21 protein-coding genes and 1 pseudogene are annotated in these 20,733 nt (G+C 68.1%); 13 read left to right on the forward strand and 9 right to left on the reverse strand.

Annotated elements, in window-relative coordinates:
• Positions 1–29: 29 nt before the first annotated feature.
• Complete coding sequence (locus BTO20_RS16175; RefSeq protein WP_087077391.1) at positions 30–956, reverse strand: SDR family oxidoreductase; 927 nt, start codon at positions 954–956, stop codon at positions 30–32.
• 83 nt (positions 957–1,039) lie between these two features.
• On the opposite strand from BTO20_RS16175, the gene BTO20_RS16180 reads away from it, so the two are divergent.
• The 6 genes and pseudogenes from BTO20_RS16180 to BTO20_RS16205 all read left to right on the forward strand — a co-directional run bounded on the left by BTO20_RS16180 (position 1,040) and on the right by BTO20_RS16205 (position 7,170).
• Positions 1,040–1,969 carry a dienelactone hydrolase family protein gene (locus BTO20_RS16180; protein WP_087077392.1) on the forward strand — a complete coding sequence of 310 codons (930 nt, stop codon included), beginning with the start codon at positions 1,040–1,042 and terminating at the stop codon, positions 1,967–1,969.
• A gap of 84 nt (positions 1,970–2,053) precedes the next feature.
• Positions 2,054–3,157, forward strand: coding sequence for a glycosyltransferase (locus tag BTO20_RS16185; RefSeq protein ID WP_087077393.1), 1,104 nt, complete (start codon positions 2,054–2,056; stop codon positions 3,155–3,157).
• A gap of 70 nt (positions 3,158–3,227) precedes the next feature.
• The gene (locus BTO20_RS16190; RefSeq protein ID WP_087077394.1) at positions 3,228–3,908 is read left to right on the forward strand and encodes a YoaK family protein; all 681 of its coding nucleotides are present in this window, start codon (positions 3,228–3,230) and stop codon (positions 3,906–3,908) included.
• A 66-nt stretch (positions 3,909–3,974) separates the two neighbouring features.
• The gene (locus BTO20_RS16195) at positions 3,975–5,411 is read left to right on the forward strand and encodes an APC family permease (protein ID WP_087077395.1); all 1,437 of its coding nucleotides are present in this window, start codon (positions 3,975–3,977) and stop codon (positions 5,409–5,411) included.
• A gap of 326 nt (positions 5,412–5,737) precedes the next feature.
• A pseudogene (locus BTO20_RS16200) lies at positions 5,738–6,748 on the forward strand (glutamine synthetase family protein).
• A gap of 35 nt (positions 6,749–6,783) precedes the next feature.
• Entirely contained in the window at positions 6,784–7,170 is a 387-nt protein-coding gene (locus BTO20_RS16205; RefSeq protein ID WP_087077396.1) for a cupredoxin domain-containing protein, read from the forward strand.
• A 15-nt stretch (positions 7,171–7,185) separates the two neighbouring features.
• On the opposite strand, the gene BTO20_RS16210 is transcribed toward BTO20_RS16205, so the two are convergent.
• Complete coding sequence (locus BTO20_RS16210; RefSeq protein ID WP_087077397.1) at positions 7,186–8,469, reverse strand: cytochrome P450; 1,284 nt, start codon at positions 8,467–8,469, stop codon at positions 7,186–7,188.
• Between the two features lie 55 nt (positions 8,470–8,524).
• The gene (locus BTO20_RS16215; protein ID WP_087077398.1) at positions 8,525–9,979 is read right to left on the reverse strand and encodes a glycosyltransferase family 39 protein; all 1,455 of its coding nucleotides are present in this window, start codon (positions 9,977–9,979) and stop codon (positions 8,525–8,527) included.
• A gap of 182 nt (positions 9,980–10,161) precedes the next feature.
• Between BTO20_RS16215 and BTO20_RS16220 the strand changes: the two genes are divergently transcribed.
• The 3 genes from BTO20_RS16220 (at position 10,162) to BTO20_RS16230 (ending at position 12,207) form a co-directional block, all read left to right on the forward strand.
• A complete protein-coding gene (locus tag BTO20_RS16220) occupies positions 10,162–10,638 on the forward strand; it encodes a hypothetical protein (protein ID WP_087077399.1) in 477 nt (158 codons plus the stop codon).
• Positions 10,639–10,843: 205 nt separating this feature from the next.
• Complete coding sequence (locus tag BTO20_RS16225; RefSeq protein WP_232491235.1) at positions 10,844–11,302, forward strand: protein disulfide oxidoreductase; 459 nt, start codon at positions 10,844–10,846, stop codon at positions 11,300–11,302.
• A gap of 5 nt (positions 11,303–11,307) precedes the next feature.
• Positions 11,308–12,207, forward strand: coding sequence for a cytochrome c biogenesis CcdA family protein (locus tag BTO20_RS16230; protein WP_087077401.1), 900 nt, complete (start codon positions 11,308–11,310; stop codon positions 12,205–12,207).
• Here BTO20_RS16230 and BTO20_RS16235 read toward each other — a convergent pair.
• From BTO20_RS16235 to BTO20_RS16250, 4 genes are all read right to left on the reverse strand, one after another.
• Positions 12,149–12,475, reverse strand: coding sequence for a hypothetical protein (locus tag BTO20_RS16235; RefSeq protein WP_087077402.1), 327 nt, complete (start codon positions 12,473–12,475; stop codon positions 12,149–12,151). The genes BTO20_RS16230 and BTO20_RS16235 overlap by 59 nt on opposite strands.
• 17 nt (positions 12,476–12,492) lie before the next feature.
• Entirely contained in the window at positions 12,493–12,699 is a 207-nt protein-coding gene (locus BTO20_RS16240) for a hypothetical protein (protein ID WP_064947090.1), read from the reverse strand.
• Positions 12,700–12,775: 76 nt separating this feature from the next.
• A complete protein-coding gene (gene speB, locus BTO20_RS16245) occupies positions 12,776–13,765 on the reverse strand; it encodes an agmatinase (protein WP_408632203.1) in 990 nt (329 codons plus the stop codon).
• An 88-nt stretch (positions 13,766–13,853) separates the two neighbouring features.
• Entirely contained in the window at positions 13,854–14,276 is a 423-nt protein-coding gene (locus BTO20_RS16250) for an acyl-CoA thioesterase (RefSeq protein WP_087082171.1), read from the reverse strand.
• A 65-nt stretch (positions 14,277–14,341) separates the two neighbouring features.
• Between BTO20_RS16250 and BTO20_RS16255 the strand changes: the two genes are divergently transcribed.
• The 3 genes from BTO20_RS16255 to BTO20_RS16265 all read left to right on the forward strand — a co-directional run bounded on the left by BTO20_RS16255 (position 14,342) and on the right by BTO20_RS16265 (position 17,902).
• Positions 14,342–15,292 carry a threonine ammonia-lyase gene (locus tag BTO20_RS16255; RefSeq protein WP_087077404.1) on the forward strand — a complete coding sequence of 317 codons (951 nt, stop codon included), beginning with the start codon at positions 14,342–14,344 and terminating at the stop codon, positions 15,290–15,292.
• Between the two features lie 282 nt (positions 15,293–15,574).
• Complete coding sequence (locus BTO20_RS16260) at positions 15,575–16,876, forward strand: DUF7159 family protein (protein WP_087077405.1); 1,302 nt, start codon at positions 15,575–15,577, stop codon at positions 16,874–16,876.
• 240 nt (positions 16,877–17,116) lie between these two features.
• Positions 17,117–17,902: a L,D-transpeptidase gene (locus BTO20_RS16265; RefSeq protein ID WP_087077406.1), complete on the forward strand. Its 786-nt coding sequence runs from the start codon at positions 17,117–17,119 to the stop codon at positions 17,900–17,902.
• A gap of 8 nt (positions 17,903–17,910) precedes the next feature.
• Here the strand turns inward: BTO20_RS16265 and BTO20_RS16270 are convergent, their stop codons facing one another.
• The gene (locus BTO20_RS16270) at positions 17,911–18,642 is read right to left on the reverse strand and encodes a helix-turn-helix transcriptional regulator (RefSeq protein WP_232491236.1); all 732 of its coding nucleotides are present in this window, start codon (positions 18,640–18,642) and stop codon (positions 17,911–17,913) included.
• Between the two features lie 156 nt (positions 18,643–18,798).
• Between BTO20_RS16270 and BTO20_RS16275 the strand changes: the two genes are divergently transcribed.
• The gene (locus BTO20_RS16275; protein ID WP_198344409.1) at positions 18,799–19,155 is read left to right on the forward strand and encodes a hypothetical protein; all 357 of its coding nucleotides are present in this window, start codon (positions 18,799–18,801) and stop codon (positions 19,153–19,155) included.
• On the opposite strand, the gene BTO20_RS16280 is transcribed toward BTO20_RS16275, so the two are convergent.
• Positions 19,076–20,356, reverse strand: coding sequence for a cytochrome P450 (locus tag BTO20_RS16280; protein ID WP_087077408.1), 1,281 nt, complete (start codon positions 20,354–20,356; stop codon positions 19,076–19,078). The genes BTO20_RS16275 and BTO20_RS16280 overlap by 80 nt on opposite strands.
• Positions 20,357–20,733 lie beyond the last annotated feature (377 nt).

Here is a 20,733-nt window from a genome sequence, read left to right on the forward strand (position 1 = left end):
GACCTGTCTTGAGGGTGGATGACCTGCGGTTATAGCGGTGCCCAGGCGTCGGGTTGACGGCCGTCGAGGTCGGTGAAGCCGTACTCCCTGGCCAGGTCGACAGAGCTGACCGACCGCTGATTCCAGCGGGCCCGGGTGGGATCGGCGGCGATCGCGGCGATGCCCCGGCCGACGAATCGAGGCGTCTCGGATTCGGCGAAACCCGGTGGAGCCATCGGGTAACCGTCGGCACGCATGGGATCCAGGGCGGTGTGCCAGTTCTCCTCGGTGATGCCGTAGTTGTCCAGCATCATCTCCGACCGCAGCCACCCCGGCGTCACGGCGACCGCCGCGGCGCCGAACACGGCGAGCTCGTAGCCATGGCTGAACGCGAGCCGGTTGACCGCAGTCTTCACCAGGTCGTAGAACACTGAAAGTCGATAGTTCTCGAAATTGAATTCCGTTGTGCCATCGGTGATCTCGACGAGAAGGCCACCCATCTTGGTGGTCAGCAACGGCAGCAGGCAGTGCGACGTGATCAGATGCGTGTCGATCCCCAGCCGCAGGATGCGCAGGCCGTCGTCGAGATCGTGCTGCCACATCGGCCGGCCCCACGTCGCCGGAGCGCCCTTGAGAATCTCCGCGCCCCAGATGTCGTTGACGAGGATGTCGATGCTGCCGAAATCGCTGCCGAGCCGCTCGGCCAGCGCCCGGACCTGCGGGATGTCGAGGTGGTCGACCTGGATGGGGATGCCCACACCGCCCACCGCACACACGAGTTCGGCGGTCTCCTCGATCGTTTCGGGGCGGTCGTAGTCGGACAGGCGGCTGCCGGAGACGCTGCTGCGACCGGTACACACGACCGTGGCGCCCGCCTCGCCCAGTGCCATGGCGATACCGCGACCGGCGCCGCGTGTCGCACCGGCGACCACGGCGACACGGCCGCGCAGCGCATTCGGATCGGGCGTCCACACCATCCGATGAGTATCGCGCCCGACGGCCACCGAACATCGCGGTTCAGCATTGTTGCCGCTCCGCAACCCCGCGCATACTGGCGAAGGTGACACCGCTACAGCGCTACATCGCAGAGGAAATTGCCACCGACCACGTGGACGGCCTGCTGTCCCGGCGTGAGGCACTCCGAAGGCTGGCCCTCATCGGTATGGGCACTGCCGCCGCCACCGCCCTGATTGCCGCATGCGGTGAGCAGAAGACGGCCGCTCCACCGACGTCGGAGTCGCCGACGCCGAGCCCGACGCCCAGCCCGAGCCCGAGCCCCAGCGGGCCACCGCCGGGTTCGGCGGGCGCATTGCCCACCAGCCCGGTCACCTGGGCCGGGCCCGCCGGGCAGCTGCAGGGTGCCTGGGCGGCGGCGCCGCAGCCCCGCGGTGCGGTCCTGGTGATCCATGAGAACAAGGGGCTCAACGACTGGGTCCGTTCTGTCGCAGGACGTTTCGCCGGCATCGGCTACTCCGCGCTGGCCATCGACCTGCTATCCGGCCAGGGCGGCACCGGGGCCTTCACCGATCCGGCCGCCGCCACCGCGGCGCTGAGCAAGATCGCGCCCGAAGAGTTCGTCGCCAACCTGAAGTCCGGCGTCGACGAACTCGCCCGCCGCGTCCCCGACCACAAACTCGCCGCCGTCGGCTTCTGTATGGGCGGCGGTCTGGTGTGGCAACTGCTGGCCGCGGGCGAGCCACGACTGGCCGCTGCGGTGCCGTTCTACGGCCCGGCGCCGGACAATCCCGACTTCGCCGGTTCCCGCGGCGCGGCCGTCCTCGCCTTCTACGGCGCCTTGGATCAACGGGTGACCAGCACCGAGCCCGTCGTGCGTGCCGCACTGGAGAAGGCCGGGATGGTGCACGACCTCGTCACCGAACCCGACGCCAACCACGCCTTCTTCAACGACACCGGGGACCGCTACAACGCGGCAGCGGCGGCCGACGCCTGGCGTCGCGTCCAGGACTGGTTCGGCCAGCACCTCGGCTGATCCGCCTGCGGAGTTCAGCGCCTGTTCAGGCACCGGTCGGGGGCACGTTGTTGACCGCACATCAGGCCCGGTTCTGATCTGGGCATGCGGGTTGTCCAGGTTGCCAACTTCTACGGCCCGCGCTCGGGGGGTCTGCGCACCGCGGTCGACCGGCTGGGCGCGGAATACAGTGCGGCCGGCCACGAGGTCTATCTCATCGTGCCGGGTGCTGATCCGGAACAACATGTTTTGCCTACCGGGGTGATACGAATCTCGTTGCCGGCCAGACAGATTCCGTTCACCGGTGGTTACCGTGCCGTTCTCCCGGGGCCGGTCACCGCGCTGCTGTGTCAACTCGAGCCCGACGCATTGGAGGTGTCCGACCGGCTCACCCTGCGGTCGCTCGGGCCGTGGGGGCGGCGCAATCGCGTCGCCACCGTGATGATCTCCCACGAACGCCTCGATCGCCTTGTCGGACAGGTGCTTCCGCGGTCGATGGCCCGCGCGGTGGCCAACTTCGCCAACCGCCGCACCGCGGCGAATTACGACGCGGTGGTGTGCACGACGGCGTTCGCCCGCGAAGAGTTCGACCGGATCGGCGCCGCCAACGTCGCGACCGTGCCGCTCGGGGTCGATCTCGAGCAGTTCCACCCACGGCGGCACAGCGCGCAGATGCGTAGCCGGTGGGCGGCCCGGGAGCAGACCCTGCTGGTGCACTGCGGTCGCTTGTCGGTGGAGAAACACGCCCACCGAAGCATCGATACCGTTGCCGCCCTGCGTGATTCCGGCGTCGACGCGCGCCTCGTGGTGGTCGGGGAAGGGCCCATGCGGGCCCGGCTGGAACGTCAGGCGGCCCGGCTGCCGGTCGACTTCACGGGCTACATCGGCTGCCGGGACACGGTGGCGACCATCCTGGCGTCCGCCGACGTCGCACTGGCGCCCGGCCCGCACGAGACCTTCGGGCTGGCGGCTCTGGAGGCTCTGGCGTGCGGGACGCCCGCGGTGGTGTCGCGGACCTCGGCCCTGGCCGAGATCCTCACTTCGGACAGCGGCGCGACGGCCGACAACGACCCCCGGGCCATCGCGCATGCCGTGACCTCGGTGATCAGCCGCCCCGAACCGCTGCGCCGCAGCAGTGCGCGCCAGCGTGCCGAGCAGTTCACCTGGCCGCGGGCCGCGGCGGGCATGCTCGACGTGCTCGGTGCCTGAGCAGCCGGCGCCGAGGCGGGGCTGTCACGGCGGACGCGAGGAGCAATCAGGATCGCGGTAGGTTGTCCGCATGAGCGGCCGTACCGACGACACGGCACGGACCGCCACGCTGTGGTTCGCCCTGCTGCTCACGCTCACCAACGGTTTTCTGGACGCGCACACCTACTTCACGCGCGGACAGGTCTTCGCCAACGTGCAGACGGGCAACGTCATCTTCCTCGCCCTCGACCTGTCCGACGGGCATGTGGGTGCCGCGCTGGCGCACCTCTGGCCCATCCTGGCCTTCATCGTCGGGGTGTCGATCGCCGCGCACATCAAATCGGGGCGTGCCGAGCACGTGCTGCCGTATCCGCTGCGCTGGACGATGGCCATCCAGGTGGTGACGCTCGCGGTGATCGGGTTCGTGCCGGGCACCGTGTCCCATACCGTGGTCACCGTCCCGATCTCGCTGCTGGCCGCAGTGCAGATCGGGTTGTTCCGCAACATCGGGGACCTGGCCTACCTGCCGGTGGCGACTACCGGAAACCTCATGCGCTGTGTCGAATCGGGCTACGCCGGTTTCGTCGAAGGACGCCCGGACGCGCGTCGCGCCACCGGTGTCTATTCCACCCTGATCTTGGCATTCGCCGGCGGCGCGGTGATCGGTGGCGTTGCGAGCCGGGCCTGGGGTGTCCATGCGATCTGGTTGGCCGCCGGGATCCTGGCCGTGACGCTGCTGCTCTTCATCGTCGACCGGGATGCCGTGGCCTGAGAGGGTTTTGCGCAGGGTGACCGCAGATCTGGTGTGGCCGCGACACCGGTTCTATGGTCCCCGGTCATGTCCGAAATCACCACGGTCCCAGACTCTTTAGGTAGCCCTGCGGCGCCACCCGACCGCAAGCTACGCGGCAATCTCGGTGTCGTCGCCATCGTGTTCATGGTCGTCGCCGCGGCGGCCCCGCTTGGCGTCATCGGGGGAGTGGTGCCGCTGGGGATCGCGTCGGGCAACGGCGCGGGTTTCCCGGCGACCTTCATCGTGGCCACCGTGGTGCTGTTGCTCTTCGCGACCGGTTTCACCGCGATGACGCCGTACGTCGACGACGCGGGCGCGTTCTTCTCGTATGTCCGCCAGGCCCTTGGCTTTCCGGCCGGCATCGGGGTCGCGTTCGTGGCGCTGGTCAGCTACGTCGCACTGGAAGCCGGGGTGTACGGCCTGCTTGGACCGGCAGGGGCGAGCGTGCTCGAACTGGCAGGTGGCCCGGCGCTGCCGTGGTGGCTGTTCGCCGCGGCGGCGTTCGCGGTGACCACCTACCTGGGCTACCGCAACATCGAGCTGTCCAGCCGCGTGCTCGGCGTCCTACTGACCGCTGAGATCGCCATCGTCGTCGTGCTGGACCTGGTGATCGTCGCCCGCGGCGGTGACCACGGCTTGTCCACGGGCATCGTCAATCCGCATGCGATCCTGTCCGGATCACTGGGCATCGGGCTGCTTTTCGCGATCATCAGCTACGTCGGATTCGAGGCGACTGCGATCTTCCGCGATGAGGCGAAGACCCCGGAACGGACGATTCCGCGGGCCACCTATGCCGCCCTGATCCTGATCGGAGTGTTCTACGCGGTCACCAGTTGGGCGTTGATCTCCGGGTGGGGCGACGACGGGGCCGTCGCCCACGCCACCGGTTCGGGCAGTACGTTCCTCGGTGACACAGCCAGGCGCTATGTCGGCGCCGTCGGTGCGGACCTCATCACGGTGCTGTACTTCACGAGCCTGTTCGCCTGCATCCTGGCCTTCCACAACGTGGCGTCGCGCTACGTGTTCGCCCTGTCGCAGCGCGACGTGCTGCCCGCGGCGCTGAGCCGCCCGCACGATCGGCACGGGTCGCCGCACCAGGCGTCGCTGTGGATCTCGGCGGTGGTGGCGTTGGCGGTACTGCTGGCCGTGGTGTTCGGTCTCGACCCCGCCGCGCAGTTCTACACGTGGTTCGCCGGGGCGACGACGGTCGGCGTGGTGGTTCTCATGATCGTCACGAGCGTGGCGGTGCTGGTGTACTTCGCCCGCGACCGTCGCGGCAACTCGCTGTGGCGGATCCGGATCGCGCCTGCGCTGGGACTGGTCGGGTTGCTGGGCGCGCTGGTGCTCATCCTCTCCAACCTCAGTGATCTGGTCGGCGGGTCCAGTGTGCTGGCCTGGGTGATCGTCTCGGTGCTGGTCGCGGCCTTCGTGGCAGGTGCCGCTGTGGGGACACGAGTGGGTGCGAAGGTGGGCACGGCGTGACGCTCAACGGAACGGTCGGTGCGGCGGCCACGCCGGAGCGAGAACTGGTGGGGCGCATCGACGACGGCTCGATCACCGAGATCGAGGTGGCCTGGAGCGACCCGTTCGGGCATGCCCAGGGCAAGCGGATTCCCGCGGCGGGATTCCTGGCCCGCGCCCGCGGCACCGGATTCGCCTTCTGTGAGGCATCTTTGGGTTGGAATGCCGACGCCACGGTCATCGACACGCTGCGCCTGACGAACTGGACCGGTGGCTACCCCGATGTGTACGCGGTACCCGATCTGACCACCTTCCGTGCCGTGCCGTGGCGGCCGGGCGTCGGTCACGTGATCTCGGACATCGTCGCCCACGACCGGCGGCCGTCGCTGCTGGATCCGCGCGCAGTGCTCAAACGGGTGCTGGCCCAACTGGCGTCGCTGGGCTACACCGCCAAGGTCGGCGTCGAGTTGGAGTTCTACCTGCTCAATCCTGACGGTTCGGCGTATCAGGACGACATTCACGCCTATTCGCTGGAAAACGCCAATGCGCTCGACCCTCTGCTGACCGACCTGCACCAGACTTTGGCCGCATTCACTCGGCTGGAGGGTATCGAAACCGAGTACGGCCCAGGACAAGTCGAGGCCAACCTGATCTACACCGACGCGCTGGAGGCGGCCGACGATGCGGCTCGGCTCAAATACGCCGCCAAAGAGGTCGCGCGCAGACACGGCCGGATCGCGAGCTTCATGCCCAAGCCGTTCAGCGAACACTCGGGCAGCTCGGCGCACCTGCACGTGTCCTTATGGCGGGACGGCGCACCGGCTTTCGTCGCACGCGACGGTCAGTAGAACGAGCTGGCGCAGTACGCGATCGCCGGATTGCTGGAGCACCTCCCGTCGATCACCCTGTTCGGTGCTCACTCGGTGAACGCCTACCGCCGTTTCACCCCGGATTCGTTCGCGCCCGCCACGGTCACCTGGAGCCGGGACAACCGCAGCGCCGCCGTGCGGTCACTGGTCGAATCGGATCCCACCGCCACCCGCATCGAATTACGCAGTGGCGCATCCGATGCCAATCCGTACTGGTTGATCGCCGCAGCGCTGGCCGCTGTCGTCGCCGGGATCAGAGCTCAGCGCACACCCCCTGCCGCCGAGGGCGGGAATCTCTACGAGAAAGGGGTGCCGCTGCCGGAGTCTCTCGGGGTGGCCATCGCGCTGGCCACGCAGGACGACACCATCGCCGGGATACTGGGTGCCGACTCGGTGCACGACTTCGCCGAGATCGCGCGCAGCGAATGGCAGGCCTACACCGGTCACGTCAGCGATTGGGAACGGCGCCGGTACTTGGCGAACTCCTAGCCCACCCGGTTGACGCCGGGTCGATAATCGTCGGTATGAATCGGATCGTGGTGTGCTGTGCGGCGGCCTCACTGACCTTCGGGGTGGTGGCGTGCTCAAACCCGCAGGCCACCGAAAACCGCGACACCGCGGCCGCGACGACGACGGGCAGCCCGGTGCCGCCGCCCGCACCGGGCACACCCGTCATCACCATCTCCGGAATGGGTTACAGCGCACCGATTACCGTTGCGCCGGGAGCACAGATCACCATCGTCAACGACGACGAGGTCGCGCACACGGTGACCTCGCGCACCAAGGGGCTGTTCGACGTCCATGTCGGTGGCAAGCAGCGTGCGATACTCACCGCGCCCTCCGACCCGGGCGAGTACGGCTTCGACTGCACCTACCACCCGGCGATGGTGAGCAACCTGACCGTGAAGTAGCGGGCCGGCGCCAAGTCACTCCCACGCCACCGGCAACCGCTTGATGCCGTGGATGAACGCCGACTGCAGCCGGTCGGGCTCGGCGACGGCGACGATGTCGGGCACCTGGCGGTGCAGTTCCTCGAACGCCACGGTGATCTCACGCCGCGCGAGATTGGCGCCGAGGCAGAAATGTGCGCCCCCACCGCCGAAACCGAGATGCGGGTTGGGGTGACGGCCGACGTCGAACATCCACGGATCGGCGAATTTCGACTCGTCGCGGTTGGCAGACCCGTACCACAGGGTCACCTTGTCACCCGCGGCCAACGGTGTGCCGCCCAGCTCGGTGTCGCGGGTGACGGTGCGGCGCATATAGCTCACCGGGGACGCCCACCGCACGATCTCCTCGACCGCAGTCGGAGCCAGCTCGTCGTAATCGGCCCACCACCGCCCGCGCTGCTCCGGATACCGGCTCAGTGCCAGCATGCCGTGGCTGATGGCGTTGCGGGTGGTCTCGTTGCCTGCCACCACGAGCAGGATGAAGAACGACGCGATTTCGGCGGAGGTCAGCCGCTCGCCGTCCACCTCGGCCTGCACCAGGCTGGTGGTGAGGTCCATTTCGGGCTCAGACCGTCGGGCTTCGGCCATCTCTTTCGCATACGCGCCGATTTCGATTGCCACACTGAAGAATTCCTCGAAGTCGGTGGTGATGTCGGGATCGCCGAAACCGAGGATGACGTTGGTCCAGTGGAAGACGCGCTGATGGTCGTGCTCCGGGATGCCCATCATGTCGCAGATGATCTGCAGCGGCAGCGGACCTGCGAGCTCCTCGACCAGATCGGCGCGTCCGTCGGGATGCCGTGTCGTCATGGCGGTGACCAGGCTGCGGGCCCGCGCGCGGACCGAGTCCTCGATCAGGGCCACCACTCGCGGCGTGAAGGCACTGCGGACGATGTTGCGCAGCCGGGTGTGCCGGGGATCGTCCATCGCGATCATCGACCCGAAATACTCTGCCAGCTCAGGGTTTTCGTCACCGATGGTGATGCCACTGGCGGAGGAGAAGATCTCCGGGTGGCGGCTGGCGAGGAATACGTCGTCGTACCGGGTGGCCACCCAGTGCCCTCTGCCTACCGGTGCTCCCTCCTGCACGAACTCCGGTTGGAACGACAGCGGTGCCTCGCGGCGCAGGGTGGCGAACGCGCCGTCGCGGATCTCGTCGTCGAGCGCCCAGAACTCCCAAGAGCCCAAGTTGATCTCGGACAGTAGGACCTCGGGTGGTGGGGTGCCGTTGGGCCGGGCCGCGATGCCATTGCAGACCATCCAAGCGAGCGTAGAGCGTCCACCCGCCGCGTGGTGGGCATATTCGGTACAGCGGTCAGGACACGGTCAGTGTCCGCAGCCGCGGCCAGATCTGTTGCCACGGTTGCCGGTGCTTGCTCAGCAGATAGATGTCGAGATCGTCGTTGACCGTGCCGACCTTCTCCGCGGAGCCGAAGTATCCGCGCACCGCGTCGGGGTTTCGGCCCACATAGAGCACGGTGTCCACCGACTCAGCCGGCGGAGCGAAGTAGCCGTAGCTGCGATTGGTGCTGTGGGCCGGCGGCAGTCCGTACTGCGGGGCATATCCGTCGAGATATGCCGCCACGATGTAGGACTCGCCCAGCAGCGCGGTGTGTTCGCGCCGAGGCCCCGGCAGGTTCTGGTAGGCCTGCGCGGTGGTGCGCGCGATGTCCTCCCCGATGTCGGAGCGGGTGGCCCCGACGGAGAACACCAGGATGAGTACTGCCGTTGCGACGCTGGTCAGTACGCCGACGCGGGCCGGCCAGCGCCGCCCGGCGGGCTTGCCGGCACGTCGCCGTTGCAGGCTCACCGCTCCGGCCGCGGCGAGCACGCCGTACAACCCCGCCAGGTAGTACGGACGGCCCAGCGTCGCGACGAACACCACGTACAGCGTCATGGCGGTGACCGCGACGAACCGGTACTGCCGCCAATGTGGTGCGCGCAGCAGCTGCCAGGCGCCGTAGAGACCGAGGAATACCCCGAGCACTCCTGCGTAGACGATCAGCTGCACCGCGATACCCGGGCGCCCGCCGTACAAGGCGTCGGCTTCGCCGGCGACCACCCTGGTCATCTGCCATTGCGGCCATCCGTGTGACTGTTGCCACCACAGCGTCGGTGCCGCGACGGCGATGGCGATCGCCGCGCCCAGCCACAGGGCCGGTCGCTGCAGCAGATCGCGTGGGCCGGTGATCGCGATGCACACCAGCAACACCGCACACAGCAGCAACACCTGGAACTTCGTCATCACGGCGATGCCGACCACCGCACCCAGCGCCACCAGCAGACGGTCGTCACGCAGCCTGACCCAGCGGACCAGCAGCCACAGGATGGCCAGCCACTGCACCGGTTCGAGCGTGTAAGGCGTCAACCAATGCCCGGTCAGCGTCGGCCACAACGCTGTGGCCTGCGCCACAGCCGTGAGGCCCTGCGCTCGGCGGTGTCCGCCGAACTCGCGGGCGATCATCGCCGCCAGCACCACGGCGCCCACGGTCGCCAGCATGGCCGGCAGCCGCAACGCAAACACAGATCCCGGAGCCACGGCGTCCATGAGGGCGGCCAGCGCCGTGGCGGCCGGGGGCTGATCGGCCGAACCCCAGTCCAGGTGATACCGGCCGATGGCCAGCATGTACACCTCGTCGAACCAGTACCCGCGACCCAATAAGGTTGCGACGCAATGTGCCAACGCCGTCACCGCGGCGACCGGAAGCACTGCCGTCGCAGCGAACTTCGGCACCGATCGGGGTGGGTCGGCTGTGGCGACGTACGGCATTGCCTTCAGGTTAGCCACGTCACCACGTCGCGCCGGGGACCGACGCGGGGTAACGCCCGGGGCATCTGCGTCGATAACTCACACGGGGTGAACGTCTCGCCGCGGTGTTGTCGCAAGGCGTTACGGCGCCCGGCCATTGGGGGATGGCAGGCGCCCGGGTCACCAACGTAGGAGGTTCATGAATGAAACTGACGAATTTCGTCGCAGCGGCGATGACCGTCGGCGCACTCGGAATCGGAATCGCCGGAGCGCCGGCCGCATCGGCGGCCCCAGTCGTACCCGCACCGCTACAGCCCGGACACGGTCAGGACGACTGCTTCCCGTTCTGCAATGGGCCTGGCCGCGGACCGGACCGCGGCCCGTGGAACAACGACCGCGCGGACTGGAACAACGACCACGGCCGTTGGGGCAATGACCATGGGGACTGGGACAACAAGGGCCCGTGGTGGGCCAACAACCGGCACGACTGGTGGGACGACCGCCAGGGCCCGCCGCCGTGGGGCTGGGGCCCACCGCCGCCGTACCAGTGGCGGGGCGGACCGTTGCCGCCGACCATCAACTACTACGGGTACAACCTGACCCCCGTGTGGAATGACGGTCCTCGACAGTGGGGTGTGTGGCTGTTCGGCCTGTTCATCCCGATCTTCGGCGTCGGATAACCCGCCGGTCAGGCTGATGCCGCAGCGTATGACGCTGCGGCATCAGTTTTTGGCCCTTCCTCTTGAACCCGGGCGTGCATACGGTCGTGTCAAGGGTGTGTGTGCGCACCCGCGTGCACGCTGCACCTTGAGCCGAGGAGATGGTGCCATGAGTACGCGATTCTGGCGGCGACCGAGAATGTTGACCTTCGGCCTGGCCGCCGTCATGAGTGTGATCGTGCTCGGGTTGGCGCTGGTGGCCCCGCCCGCAGCGCTTGCCGATGACCGTATGCAGTTCACCGGGACGACCCTCTCGGGCGCACCGTTCAATGGCTCCACCCTCGCCGGGCACCCTGCGGTGCTGTGGTTCTGGACGCCGTGGTGCCCGTTCTGTAACGCCGAGGCCCCTGGGGTCAGCGCCGTGTCAGCCGCGAACCCGGGCGTGACGTTCGTGGGCGTGGCCGCGCACTCGGACGTCGGTGCGATGCAGGGCTTCGTGGACAAGTACCACTTGAACTTCACCAATCTCAATGACGCCGACGGTTCGATCTGGGCGCGCTACAACGTGCCGTGGCAACCGGCCTACGTCTTCTACCGAGCCGACGGATCGTCGACATTCGTGAACAACCCGACGTCGGCCATGCCGCAGGACGAGTTGGCCAGTCGGGTGGCCGCGCTGCGCTGATCGGCGTGGGTGACGAACTGATGGGGCTGGCGTTCGGCGCCGGCCTCGTCGCGGCGCTGAATCCGTGCGGATTCGCTTTGCTGCCAGGCTATCTGGCGCTGGTCGTGCGCGGACCGGACGACAGCGCATGGCCCAGGGCGGTGCGCCGGGCACTGCTTGCGACGGTCGCGATGACCGCCGGGTTCGTCGCGGTCTTCGGGCTTTTCGCCGCATTGACGGTCGCGGTGGCCAGCACCGTGCAGCGTTACCTGCCCTACGTCACGGTGCTGATCGGCGTGGTACTGCTGGGGCTCGGCGGCTGGCTGCTCGCGGGCCGGCATCTCGGCCTGCTCGTAGGAGACACCTTGACACGTCACGTCAATTGGGCTCCGACGGCACGTCTGGGGTCCATGTTCGGCTACGGCGTGGGCTACGCGGTCGCGTCGTTGTCCTGCACGGTCGGGCCGTTTCTCGCCGCTACGGGCGCAGGTTTCCGATCGGGTACGCCGCTGCGTGGCATCGCCGTGTTCGGCGCCTACGCGGCGGGCTTCATGGTGATCGTGGGAGCCCTTGCGGTGGCCGCCGCATCGGCGAGCACCGTGGTGGTCGAGCGGATGCGGCGAATCGTCCCGTATGTCAACAGAATCAGCGGTGCGCTGCTGATCGTGGTGGGGGCCTACGTCGGCTACTACGGGCTCTACGAGATCCGGCTGTTCGGTGCGGGCGGCTCACCCGACGACCCGGTCATCGCGGCGGCCGGTCGAGTGCAGGGCGCCGTGGCGGGCTGGGTCCATCAGCACGGGGCGTGGCCGTGGGCGGCGGCGCTGGCCATACTGGCGGCGGCCGCCGCGGTGTGGCGACTGACGGTCAGACGCAGCGCGAAAGGTCGCCCCGCAGGTCCGGCCACGGCGGGCGACGGATCATAGCCACGGTGGCCAGCGTTGCCGCCACCAGGCCGATCAGCTCGCCCATCAGGGCCAGCCGGGTGGCGTCTACGGCCGGAACCCATGTGGGCCTGCCGTCCTTGATCACGAACACACCGAGCGCTCGGGTGACCCGGCTGCCGTCACGGCGGTGCCGCACCTTGGACACCGGGATGACGGTGGCCCCGTCGGGCGTCTGATACGGCTCACCGAACACGCGGTCGGGATCGTTCTCGGTGGACAGGGCTTCCAGCGCCTCGGGCATCCGCATGCCGGCGTCCTTTCTGGTCAGCGGTCGAAATCCAGGTCGTCGTCGAACGGGACGGCAGTGGCTTGTTCGATCAGGTCCGCCTCGTCGGCGTCGGTGTCGGGCGAGATCCGAACCCGGCCGAGTTCGGACATGTCATCGTCGTCGACGGTGACGGGAGTGAGCTGTTCGACCGCATCAGCCTCGGGTGCGTCGTCGTCGAAGGTTCTGTTGCCGGCATACGTCATGATCGTTCCTCCCCGATCGGACCGCGATGGCCACCCCGATTGTCCTACCGGCGCCAGGGTGTTTCAACGGGACCGGTCAGCGGGCCGGCGGGCCCGGCTTGGCCTGCGCGGCATCGCGGCGCCGGGCGGCCATACCCGCCAGCGCCTCGAAGACCACGCGGTGCGCGGCGTTGACGGTCAGCTCGGCGTGGTCGTAGGCGGGTGAGACCTCCACCACGTCCACGCCGGCGACGTCGTGGCTGTAGCAGAGCTGACGCACCATCCGCAGCAGGTCGGCGCTCGTGATGCCACCGGGTTCCGGGGTGCCGGTGCCCGGCGCGTGTGCCGGATCGAGAACATCGATATCGACTGAGAGATAGAGCTTTTCGGCTTTGGCCAGGGCTTCGCCGACGGCGTCGTTCATCACTTCCTTGAAGCCGCGGTCCCAGATCTCCTGCATGGTGTGCCACGTCATGCCCTGCTCGAGCATCCACTCGAAGGTTTCCTGCGGCGGCCAGTATCCGCGCAGCCCGACCTGCACGAAGTGGGTGCCGGGCACCGCGCCGGACTCGATGAGCCGGCGCATGGGCGTGCCGTGGCTGGCCAGGTTGCCCTCGATCATGTCGGCGGTGTCGGCGTGTGCGTCGAAATGCACGATGCCGACGTTGCCGTAGCCGTGCACGTCGGCCACCGCCGTGGCCGAGGGCCAGGTGATGGAATGGTCGCCGCCCAGCACAACCGGGACGATGCCGCGGGACGCCACCGCATGCACCCGCTCACGGATGTTGGAGTGCGACACCTCGGTCTGCCCGTGCGGACAGTACGCGTCGCCGAAGTCCACCACCTCCAGCCAGTCGAAGATCTCCAGGCCCAGGTCGAGGTGGTAGGTGCCCGGTTCGTAAGCGGTGGCGCGGATGGCGCGCGGGCCGAAGCGCGCGCCGGGCCGGTTGGTGGTCCCGATGTCGAACGGAGCCCCGACGATCGCGACGTCGGGCTGCCATGAGTCGAGTTGGTCGACCTCGGTCAGGAAGGGGCGGTGGCCGAACGACACCATCCCGGAGTACGGCAGGTCGAGCTGTTCGGCCATGCCGGGCGGCAGTTCTCGGTGTGCTCCGTGGTCTCCCATGCGGCGACATTACCGCCGCCGCTGACGCGTTACGGCTGACCGGTGAGAGTCATTGCGCTGCAATGGAATTGAGTGCCGACCGAAGGGGTTCGGGGACCGGTCGTTTGGCCCAGTCGGCGGTGGAGACGACGACGTAGACGTTGCGGCCGGTGACGACGGGCCGTTCGGCGGTGGTGGCGTCGGAGCTCAGCACCGCAAAGCCCAGGGTGAAGCTGGTCGTCCCAAGCCGTTCGCACTGTGCGGTGACCCGTACGGCGTCGCGCCAGCGCACCGGCGCCAGATAGTCGATTTCGCTATGGACCACCTGCACGTCGAATCCGGAGGCGATGAGGTCGGGGTAACTCTCGCCGAGGTGATCCAGCAGTGCCCCGAACGTCTCGTCGAACCACGTCAGGTAATGGCCGTTGAACACCACGCCCTGCTGATCGATCTCCGCGTAGCGCGGCACGATCGAAAAACTGAACCCCGTCACCTGGACACCCTTTCGCCGACACCCGGGCGCGAGCCACTGTAGCGCCGCGGTGTTCACTTGGCGGCGTGAGACTGGTGACGATCGAGGACATCCGCGGCGCCGCAGGGCGTATCGCCGCCGACGTGGTTCGCACCCCACTGCTGCCTGCCACGTGGGGCGACCCGGACCGTCCGCTGTGGCTCAAGCCCGAGAACCTGCAATCGATCGGCGCGTTCAAGACCCGCGGCGCGTTCAACGCGCTCGGCCTGCTCGATCCGCAGGTGCGGGCCAGGGGAGTGGTGGCCTACTCCAGTGGCAACCACGCCCAGGCGGTCGCCTTCGCCGCGGCGCGGTACGGTGTTGCGGCGCACATCGTGATGCCCGAGGAAACTCCCGCGGTCAAGGTCGCCGCGACCCGGGCTCACGGCGCGCAGGTGGTGCTGTGTGCCGCGGGGGAGCGCGAACGGGTGGCCGCGGAACTCGTCGAACGTACCGGCGGTGTTCTGATACCGCCGTTCGACCACCCGGCGATCATCGCCGGTCAGGGCACCGCTGGACTGGAGATCGCCGAAGATCTCCCGAGCGTCGCGTCGGTGCTGGTTCCGATCAGTGGCGGCGGGCTGGCCTCGGGCATCGGCACCGCGATCCGCGCACTGTGCCCGCAAGCCAAGGTATTCGGCGTCGAACCTGAGCTCGCGGCCGACACCGCCGAAGCGCTGGCCCGCGGCCATCTGGTGGATTGGCCGGTGGCGCAACGTAACCGGACCATCGCCGACGGCTTGCGCTCCACGCCGTCCGCGCTGACCTTCGCCCACCTGCAACATGTCCTCGACGGTGTCATCACGGTCAGCGAGGGCGAGATCCGTACGGCCGTACGGGAACTGGCGCACCGTGCGCATCTGGTCGCCGAGCCCAGCGGTGCCGTCGCGCTCGCCGGCTATCGGCGCGGGACGCTGCCCGACGGTCCCGCGGTGGTCATCGTCTCCGGGGGCAACATCGAACCGGCGCTGTTGGGCGACATCCTGGCCTGCGGGTAAGCCGCGCCGCTGACTGGGCGTCCGGATGCGGTACGGGAATTTACCGGTCCACCGCAAACCGAAGCCCGAGCCTGTCCACCGGGTTCTCATGACACAGCACATATTGACGAGCGGAACTGTCACCGAAGCCGCCGGTCACCAGGTGTACTTGCCCGGCGCGGCCCGGGTATGGTCAGCCCGAACAGGTGGACGGCGGCCACACATCCAGGCCCGCGGTATGTTGCGTTGTCGCGCGTTTTTGCGGGCCACCGTTTCGTGGCCACAGCTCCGAGGGGAGTACGTGTGGACGCGGTGCTCGGCGTCTCGATGACGGGATCCAGCGTCGGTCTGGTCCTGGTCGAGGGACGCGACGGCGACGGCACCACGCTGGCCCACGACACGATCGATCTGCGGGCCTACGACGAGCGCGACGTCTGCGACGAGGTCGTGTCCGCGGTGGCGCAACTGGACGAGATGGCGGCAGGCAGCGGCCACGAGTTGCGCACGGTCGGCGTCACCTGGAGTGACTACGCCGAACGCGAGGCGTCCCAGGTGCTGAAGACGTTGCCCGAGTCCGGCTTTTCGAGTGTGGTGCCGGTCCGGTTGCCGCAAGCCACCGAGGCGCTGGCCCGCGGGATCGCCGACGTCGTCGGTTTCGACTCGACGGTGGTCTGCGTCATCGAACCCGAAATGGTCATCGCACTGACCGTTCGGCCCGGAGGCGGGCCGGTGCGCAGCGCGGTCAATCATCTCGTCGACGGTGACGAGGCGCTCTCCGATTGGCTGAGCGAGGTTTTCGTCGCCGGCGCCTCGCGCCCGGATGCGGTGGTGGTGGTCGGGTCGGCCGGTGACCTGATCGGCGTCATGCCCCGGCTGGAACGGACCCTCGGAGTTCCGGTGTTCACGCCGGCCGAAGCCGAGTTGGCGCTGGCCCGCGGTGCCGCCCTGTCCTCGGCGCGGCGCGGTCGTTTCATGTTCGACGGAGGCCACGCCACAAGCCGGAAGCGTTGGACTGCAGCCACATTCGCGCCGGTGGCGATGCTGGCCGGGGGTGTGGTGACGTTCGTCGTGTCGACCTCGGTGGCCGTCAGCATGCAACTCGTGACGGGTCAGGAACCCGTCCCGCCGAGCACGCGCCCGGCCGTCAACGTCTCGGGCGCCTCAGTGGCCGTACCGGTACCGCCTCCCGCGGCCGTTGCGCCGCAGCCGCCGGCTCAGCTCGTCGAGTCGGCTCCCGTCGAGCCGGCCGCGCCACAACCGCAGACACCGGAACTCGTCGTCGAGCCCAGCGTCGATCAGGCCCCCGCCGGCCTGCCTGCCCCGCAGGAGGCTCCCGCCGGGCAGGTCCCGACGTGCCCGCGGCGCCGCCGGACGCGCCGCCGCAGGCAGAGATCCCCGCCGCTCCCACCGCGCAGGACGATCCGCCACCAAGCTGCCCTGCGCATGCGGATCCTCGGGCGGTTGGGGCGCCTGCACCCGGCGCCGGATGTCGCGACCGAGCCGGTTCCCGAGCAGGCCGGCGCGCCTGCGCCCGGCCAGCCGCCTGCCCCCGGCCCCGACCAGCCGGTCCCGACGCAGGACGCGCCACCGCCCCCGGCGCCGTAAACACCTCCGCACGGTCGGTGGCAATTACCGAGTCGTTTTCGGTATCGAGCGATCTGTTCTGACGCGGTGTTGCTGGTGGCCAGTGGCGCACCGGGCCGGTCCAGGGGTGGATGAAACGTTCCTGCGACGGCTGCCGATGCAGTAAGCGTGACTCGCCTCCTTCGTGAATCCGATGCGACGCCTACCGGCCTCGGCCTGCGATTACCGCGGCGGGAGGAACAGACGAACTACACTGCAGGAATGCTGAACACCTCGTCGCCCGGTCCTCGAACCGTGCTGGGATCGGTCCGAAAAGTGTTTGCGGTGATCGGGATCGCCACGCTGGCCTTCGCCGGCTCGGTTAACGTCGCGGCGGCAGCCGTCAGCACCCCGAATCCGGTGGCCACAGTCGAGCCGTCGGCGGGCGCTGTCGTCGGGGTGGCGTACCCGGTGACCGTGACGTTCAGCGCTCCGGTGATCGACCGCGGCGCCGCCGAGCACAGCCTGCGCGTGACCACCTCCGCGGGGACCGCACCGACCGGCAAGGTCACCTGGTTGAGCAACGACGTGATGCGGTGGACCCCGGATCAGTTCTATCCGGCTCACTCCACCATCTCTGTGGTCGCCGAAGGCTTCAAGACCAGTTTCGAGACCGGCGCCACGGTGCTCGGGGTGGCCGATATCAGCGCCCACACGTTCACCGTCAGCATCGACGGTCAGGTGGCCCGCACCATGCCTGCTTCGATGGGCAAGCCCAAGCATCCGACCCCGGTCGGCTCCTTCACCGCACTCTCGAAAGAGAAGACGGTGGTGATGGATTCGCGGACCATCGGGATCCCGCTGAGCGACCCTGAGGGCTACAAGCTGACCGTGAGCGACGCGGTCCGGGTCACCTGGGGTGGGGTGTACGTGCACTCGGCGCCGTGGTCGGTGGCTCAGCAGGGCAACTCGAACGTCAGCCACGGCTGCATCAACCTCAGCCCTGACAACGCGGCGTGGTATTTCAACACCGTCAACATCGGTGACCCGATCATCATCAACGCCTGAGGCCGCGGTCAGCGCAGCGCCGCCGCCGTAGTCGCGTCGGCGGGCAGGAATGCCTCGATGCTGAGCTCGGCCGCGGTGAGGTCCAGGGCCGTGCCGAACGTCGTGACCGTGCTCAGGAACGTCAGCGGGCCGCGTTCGGTATCCAACTCCAGTGGCACCACCACGCCGCCGAGGTCCCGGATCGGCGCCGACCCACCGGGATACGCCTCAACCTCGGTCAGCAGGGTGGCCAGCTCGTCGGATCCGCTGACCGACACCTCACGTTGCAGCCTGCTGATCAGGTGATGACGCCACTCGGCCAGGTTGCGGATCCGCGGCGCCATGCCTTCGGGGTGCAACGTGATCCGCAACGCATTGGGTTGGGCGAGCAGGTGCTCGGCGACGCCCTGCAACAGCAGCGCGGTTCCGGCGTTGGCCTGCACCAGGTTCCAGGCCCGGTCGATGACCACGCACGGGTAGGGGTGGTACGCCTCCAGTACACGTGTCACGCCGTCCCGCAACGCGGCCATGTCGGGATCGTCAAGGGGCCGTTCGCCGTACACCGGGGCCAGACCCGCGGCCATGAGCAACCGATTCTGTTCCCGCAGTGGGACGTCCAGCACCGACGCGAGCCGCAGCACCATGGCTCGGCTGGGTGTCGAGCGGCCCGTTTCGATGAAGCTGACGTGCCGTGCCGACACGTCAGCCTCGATCGCCAGTTCGAGCTGACTGATCCGGCGGCGCTGCCGCCACTCGCGCATCAAGGTGCCGATGGATGACTGCCTGGTCGCCGTGGTCACCCGACCAGTCTCGGCGATGGCACGCCGCCCGGCCACTACCTCCCAGGTAATTGCACCCATTACGCATACCCGCGACCGTGGTGGTGTCGACAACAACTCGGGACTCCAGGAGGCGACATGGCTGAACCAACCGGCCCCGCTGCACCGATGCCACGCTGGTTGCGGCTCGTGATGACGGCCGACCGCGCCGGCTCGGCCGCCTATGTGGGTACCGGATTCTTCTTCGCGCCCGTGCTGGCGATGGTGTCACCGTGGCCTGCGGTGACCGTGGTGCTGTGGATCGTGATCGCCGTGTTCGGGCTGTGGCTGGGTCTTTTGGGCATCGCCATGGCAACCGGGCTGGCCATCGTGCTGCGGGCAGGCGCCGAAATCCCGGAGAACTACTGGCGTTCGATCATTGATTACCCTGATCCTGGTGCACCACAGGGCATTTCCCATTCACGGCACCGCGGTAATCGACCTGCCAGTGTTTGATGCCGTTGAGCCAACCCGACCGTAGCCGTTCCGGTTGGGCCAGCGGCGAGAGGTCGGGCATCTCGTCGGCGATGGCGTTGAACATCAGGTCGATCGTCATCCTGGCCAGGTTCGCGCCGATGCAATAGTGGGCACCGGTACCGCCGAATCCCACGTGCGGGTTGGGGTTTCGCGAGATGTCGAAGGTGTACGGATCATCGAACACCTCCTCGTCGAAGTTGGCCGAGCGGTAGAACATCACCACCCGCTGACCCTTCTTGATCGGCACCCCGGAAAGTTCGGTGTCCGCCAGCGCCGTGCGTTGGAACGACGTCACCGGCGTGGCCCAGCGGACGATCTCGTCGGCCGCGGTGGCCGGGCGCTGCTGCTTGAACAGCTCCCACTGCTCGGGGAATTCGGTGAACGCCATCATGCCCTGGGTGATCGAGTTGCGGGTCGTCTCGTTGCCCGCCACGGCCAGCAGGATCACGAAGAAGCCGAACTCGTCGTCGGAGAGCTTGTGGCCCTCGACGTCGGCCTGCACGAGCGCGGTCACCAGATCGTCGCCCGGCTTGGCCGACCGCTCGGCGGCCATGTTCATCCCGTACATGATCAGCTCCACCGACGCCGAGATGGCGTCGTTGCCGGCAAACTCGGGATCCTGGTTGCCGACCATCTGATTGGACCAGTCGAAGAGCTTCTTGCGGTCCTCTTGCGGCACCCCCATGAGCCCGGCGATGGCCTGCAGCGGCAGTTCACACGACACCTGCTCGACGAAGTCGCCGGCATTCTCGGCGGCCGCGGCGCGGGCGATGGTGTGGGCGCGCCGGGCGAGGTCGTCGCGTAGCTTTTCCACGGCCCGCGGCGTGAATGCCCGCGAGATGATCTTGCGCAGGTGGGTGTGATGCGGGGCGTCCATGTTGAGCAGCACGAACTTGCCCTGGTCGATCTGCTGGGAGATGCTGCCCTCGGGGTAGCGGGGCAGGGCCGTCTTCTCCTGGCTGGAGAAGACGTCGCTGCGCAGCGAGACCTCCTTGACGTCCTTGTGCTTGGTGACGACCCAGAACCCGCCGTCGTCGAAGCCGGTGCCGTCTACGGGCTGCTCGTTCCACCAGATCGGCGCCAGCCTCCGCATCTGCGCGAGCTCGTCGACCGGCAGGCGCTCGGCGTAGATGTCGGGGTCCGTGAAGTCGAATCCGGGCGGGAGATTCAAAGTCGGCATGGCGTGGAGTGCTCCCTCGCGACGACGTTGTGTAGTGTTGTGCCTCCTTGCTACACCACAGTTCCAGCGGTGTGCAGCGGGTTGCGCAAAGTCAGATGACCTCCATTTTGGAACGTGTTCCGATTCTGCCGGTGTAACGATTGGGTGGCACCGCCGATGGACCCAGCGCTACCATCAGCCCCTGGAGTAACAGCGAGAGGCCACCGATGACCGTCGACATCCGAAAGCTTGCGTGTGCGGCTGCGTGCTGCGCGTCGGCTCCCGTCGTCGCGCTGATGATCGCAGCGGCGGCGTCAGCCGATCCAGGCTTGCCTGTACCGCCCCCGGATCCCGGCGCCGCCCCGACACCCAGGCGGCTGCGCCCGGGCCCCAGGCGG

Origin of the sequence: Mycobacterium dioxanotrophicus, assembly GCF_002157835.1 — a bacterium.
GTDB lineage: Bacteria > Actinomycetota > Actinomycetes > Mycobacteriales > Mycobacteriaceae > Mycobacterium > Mycobacterium dioxanotrophicus.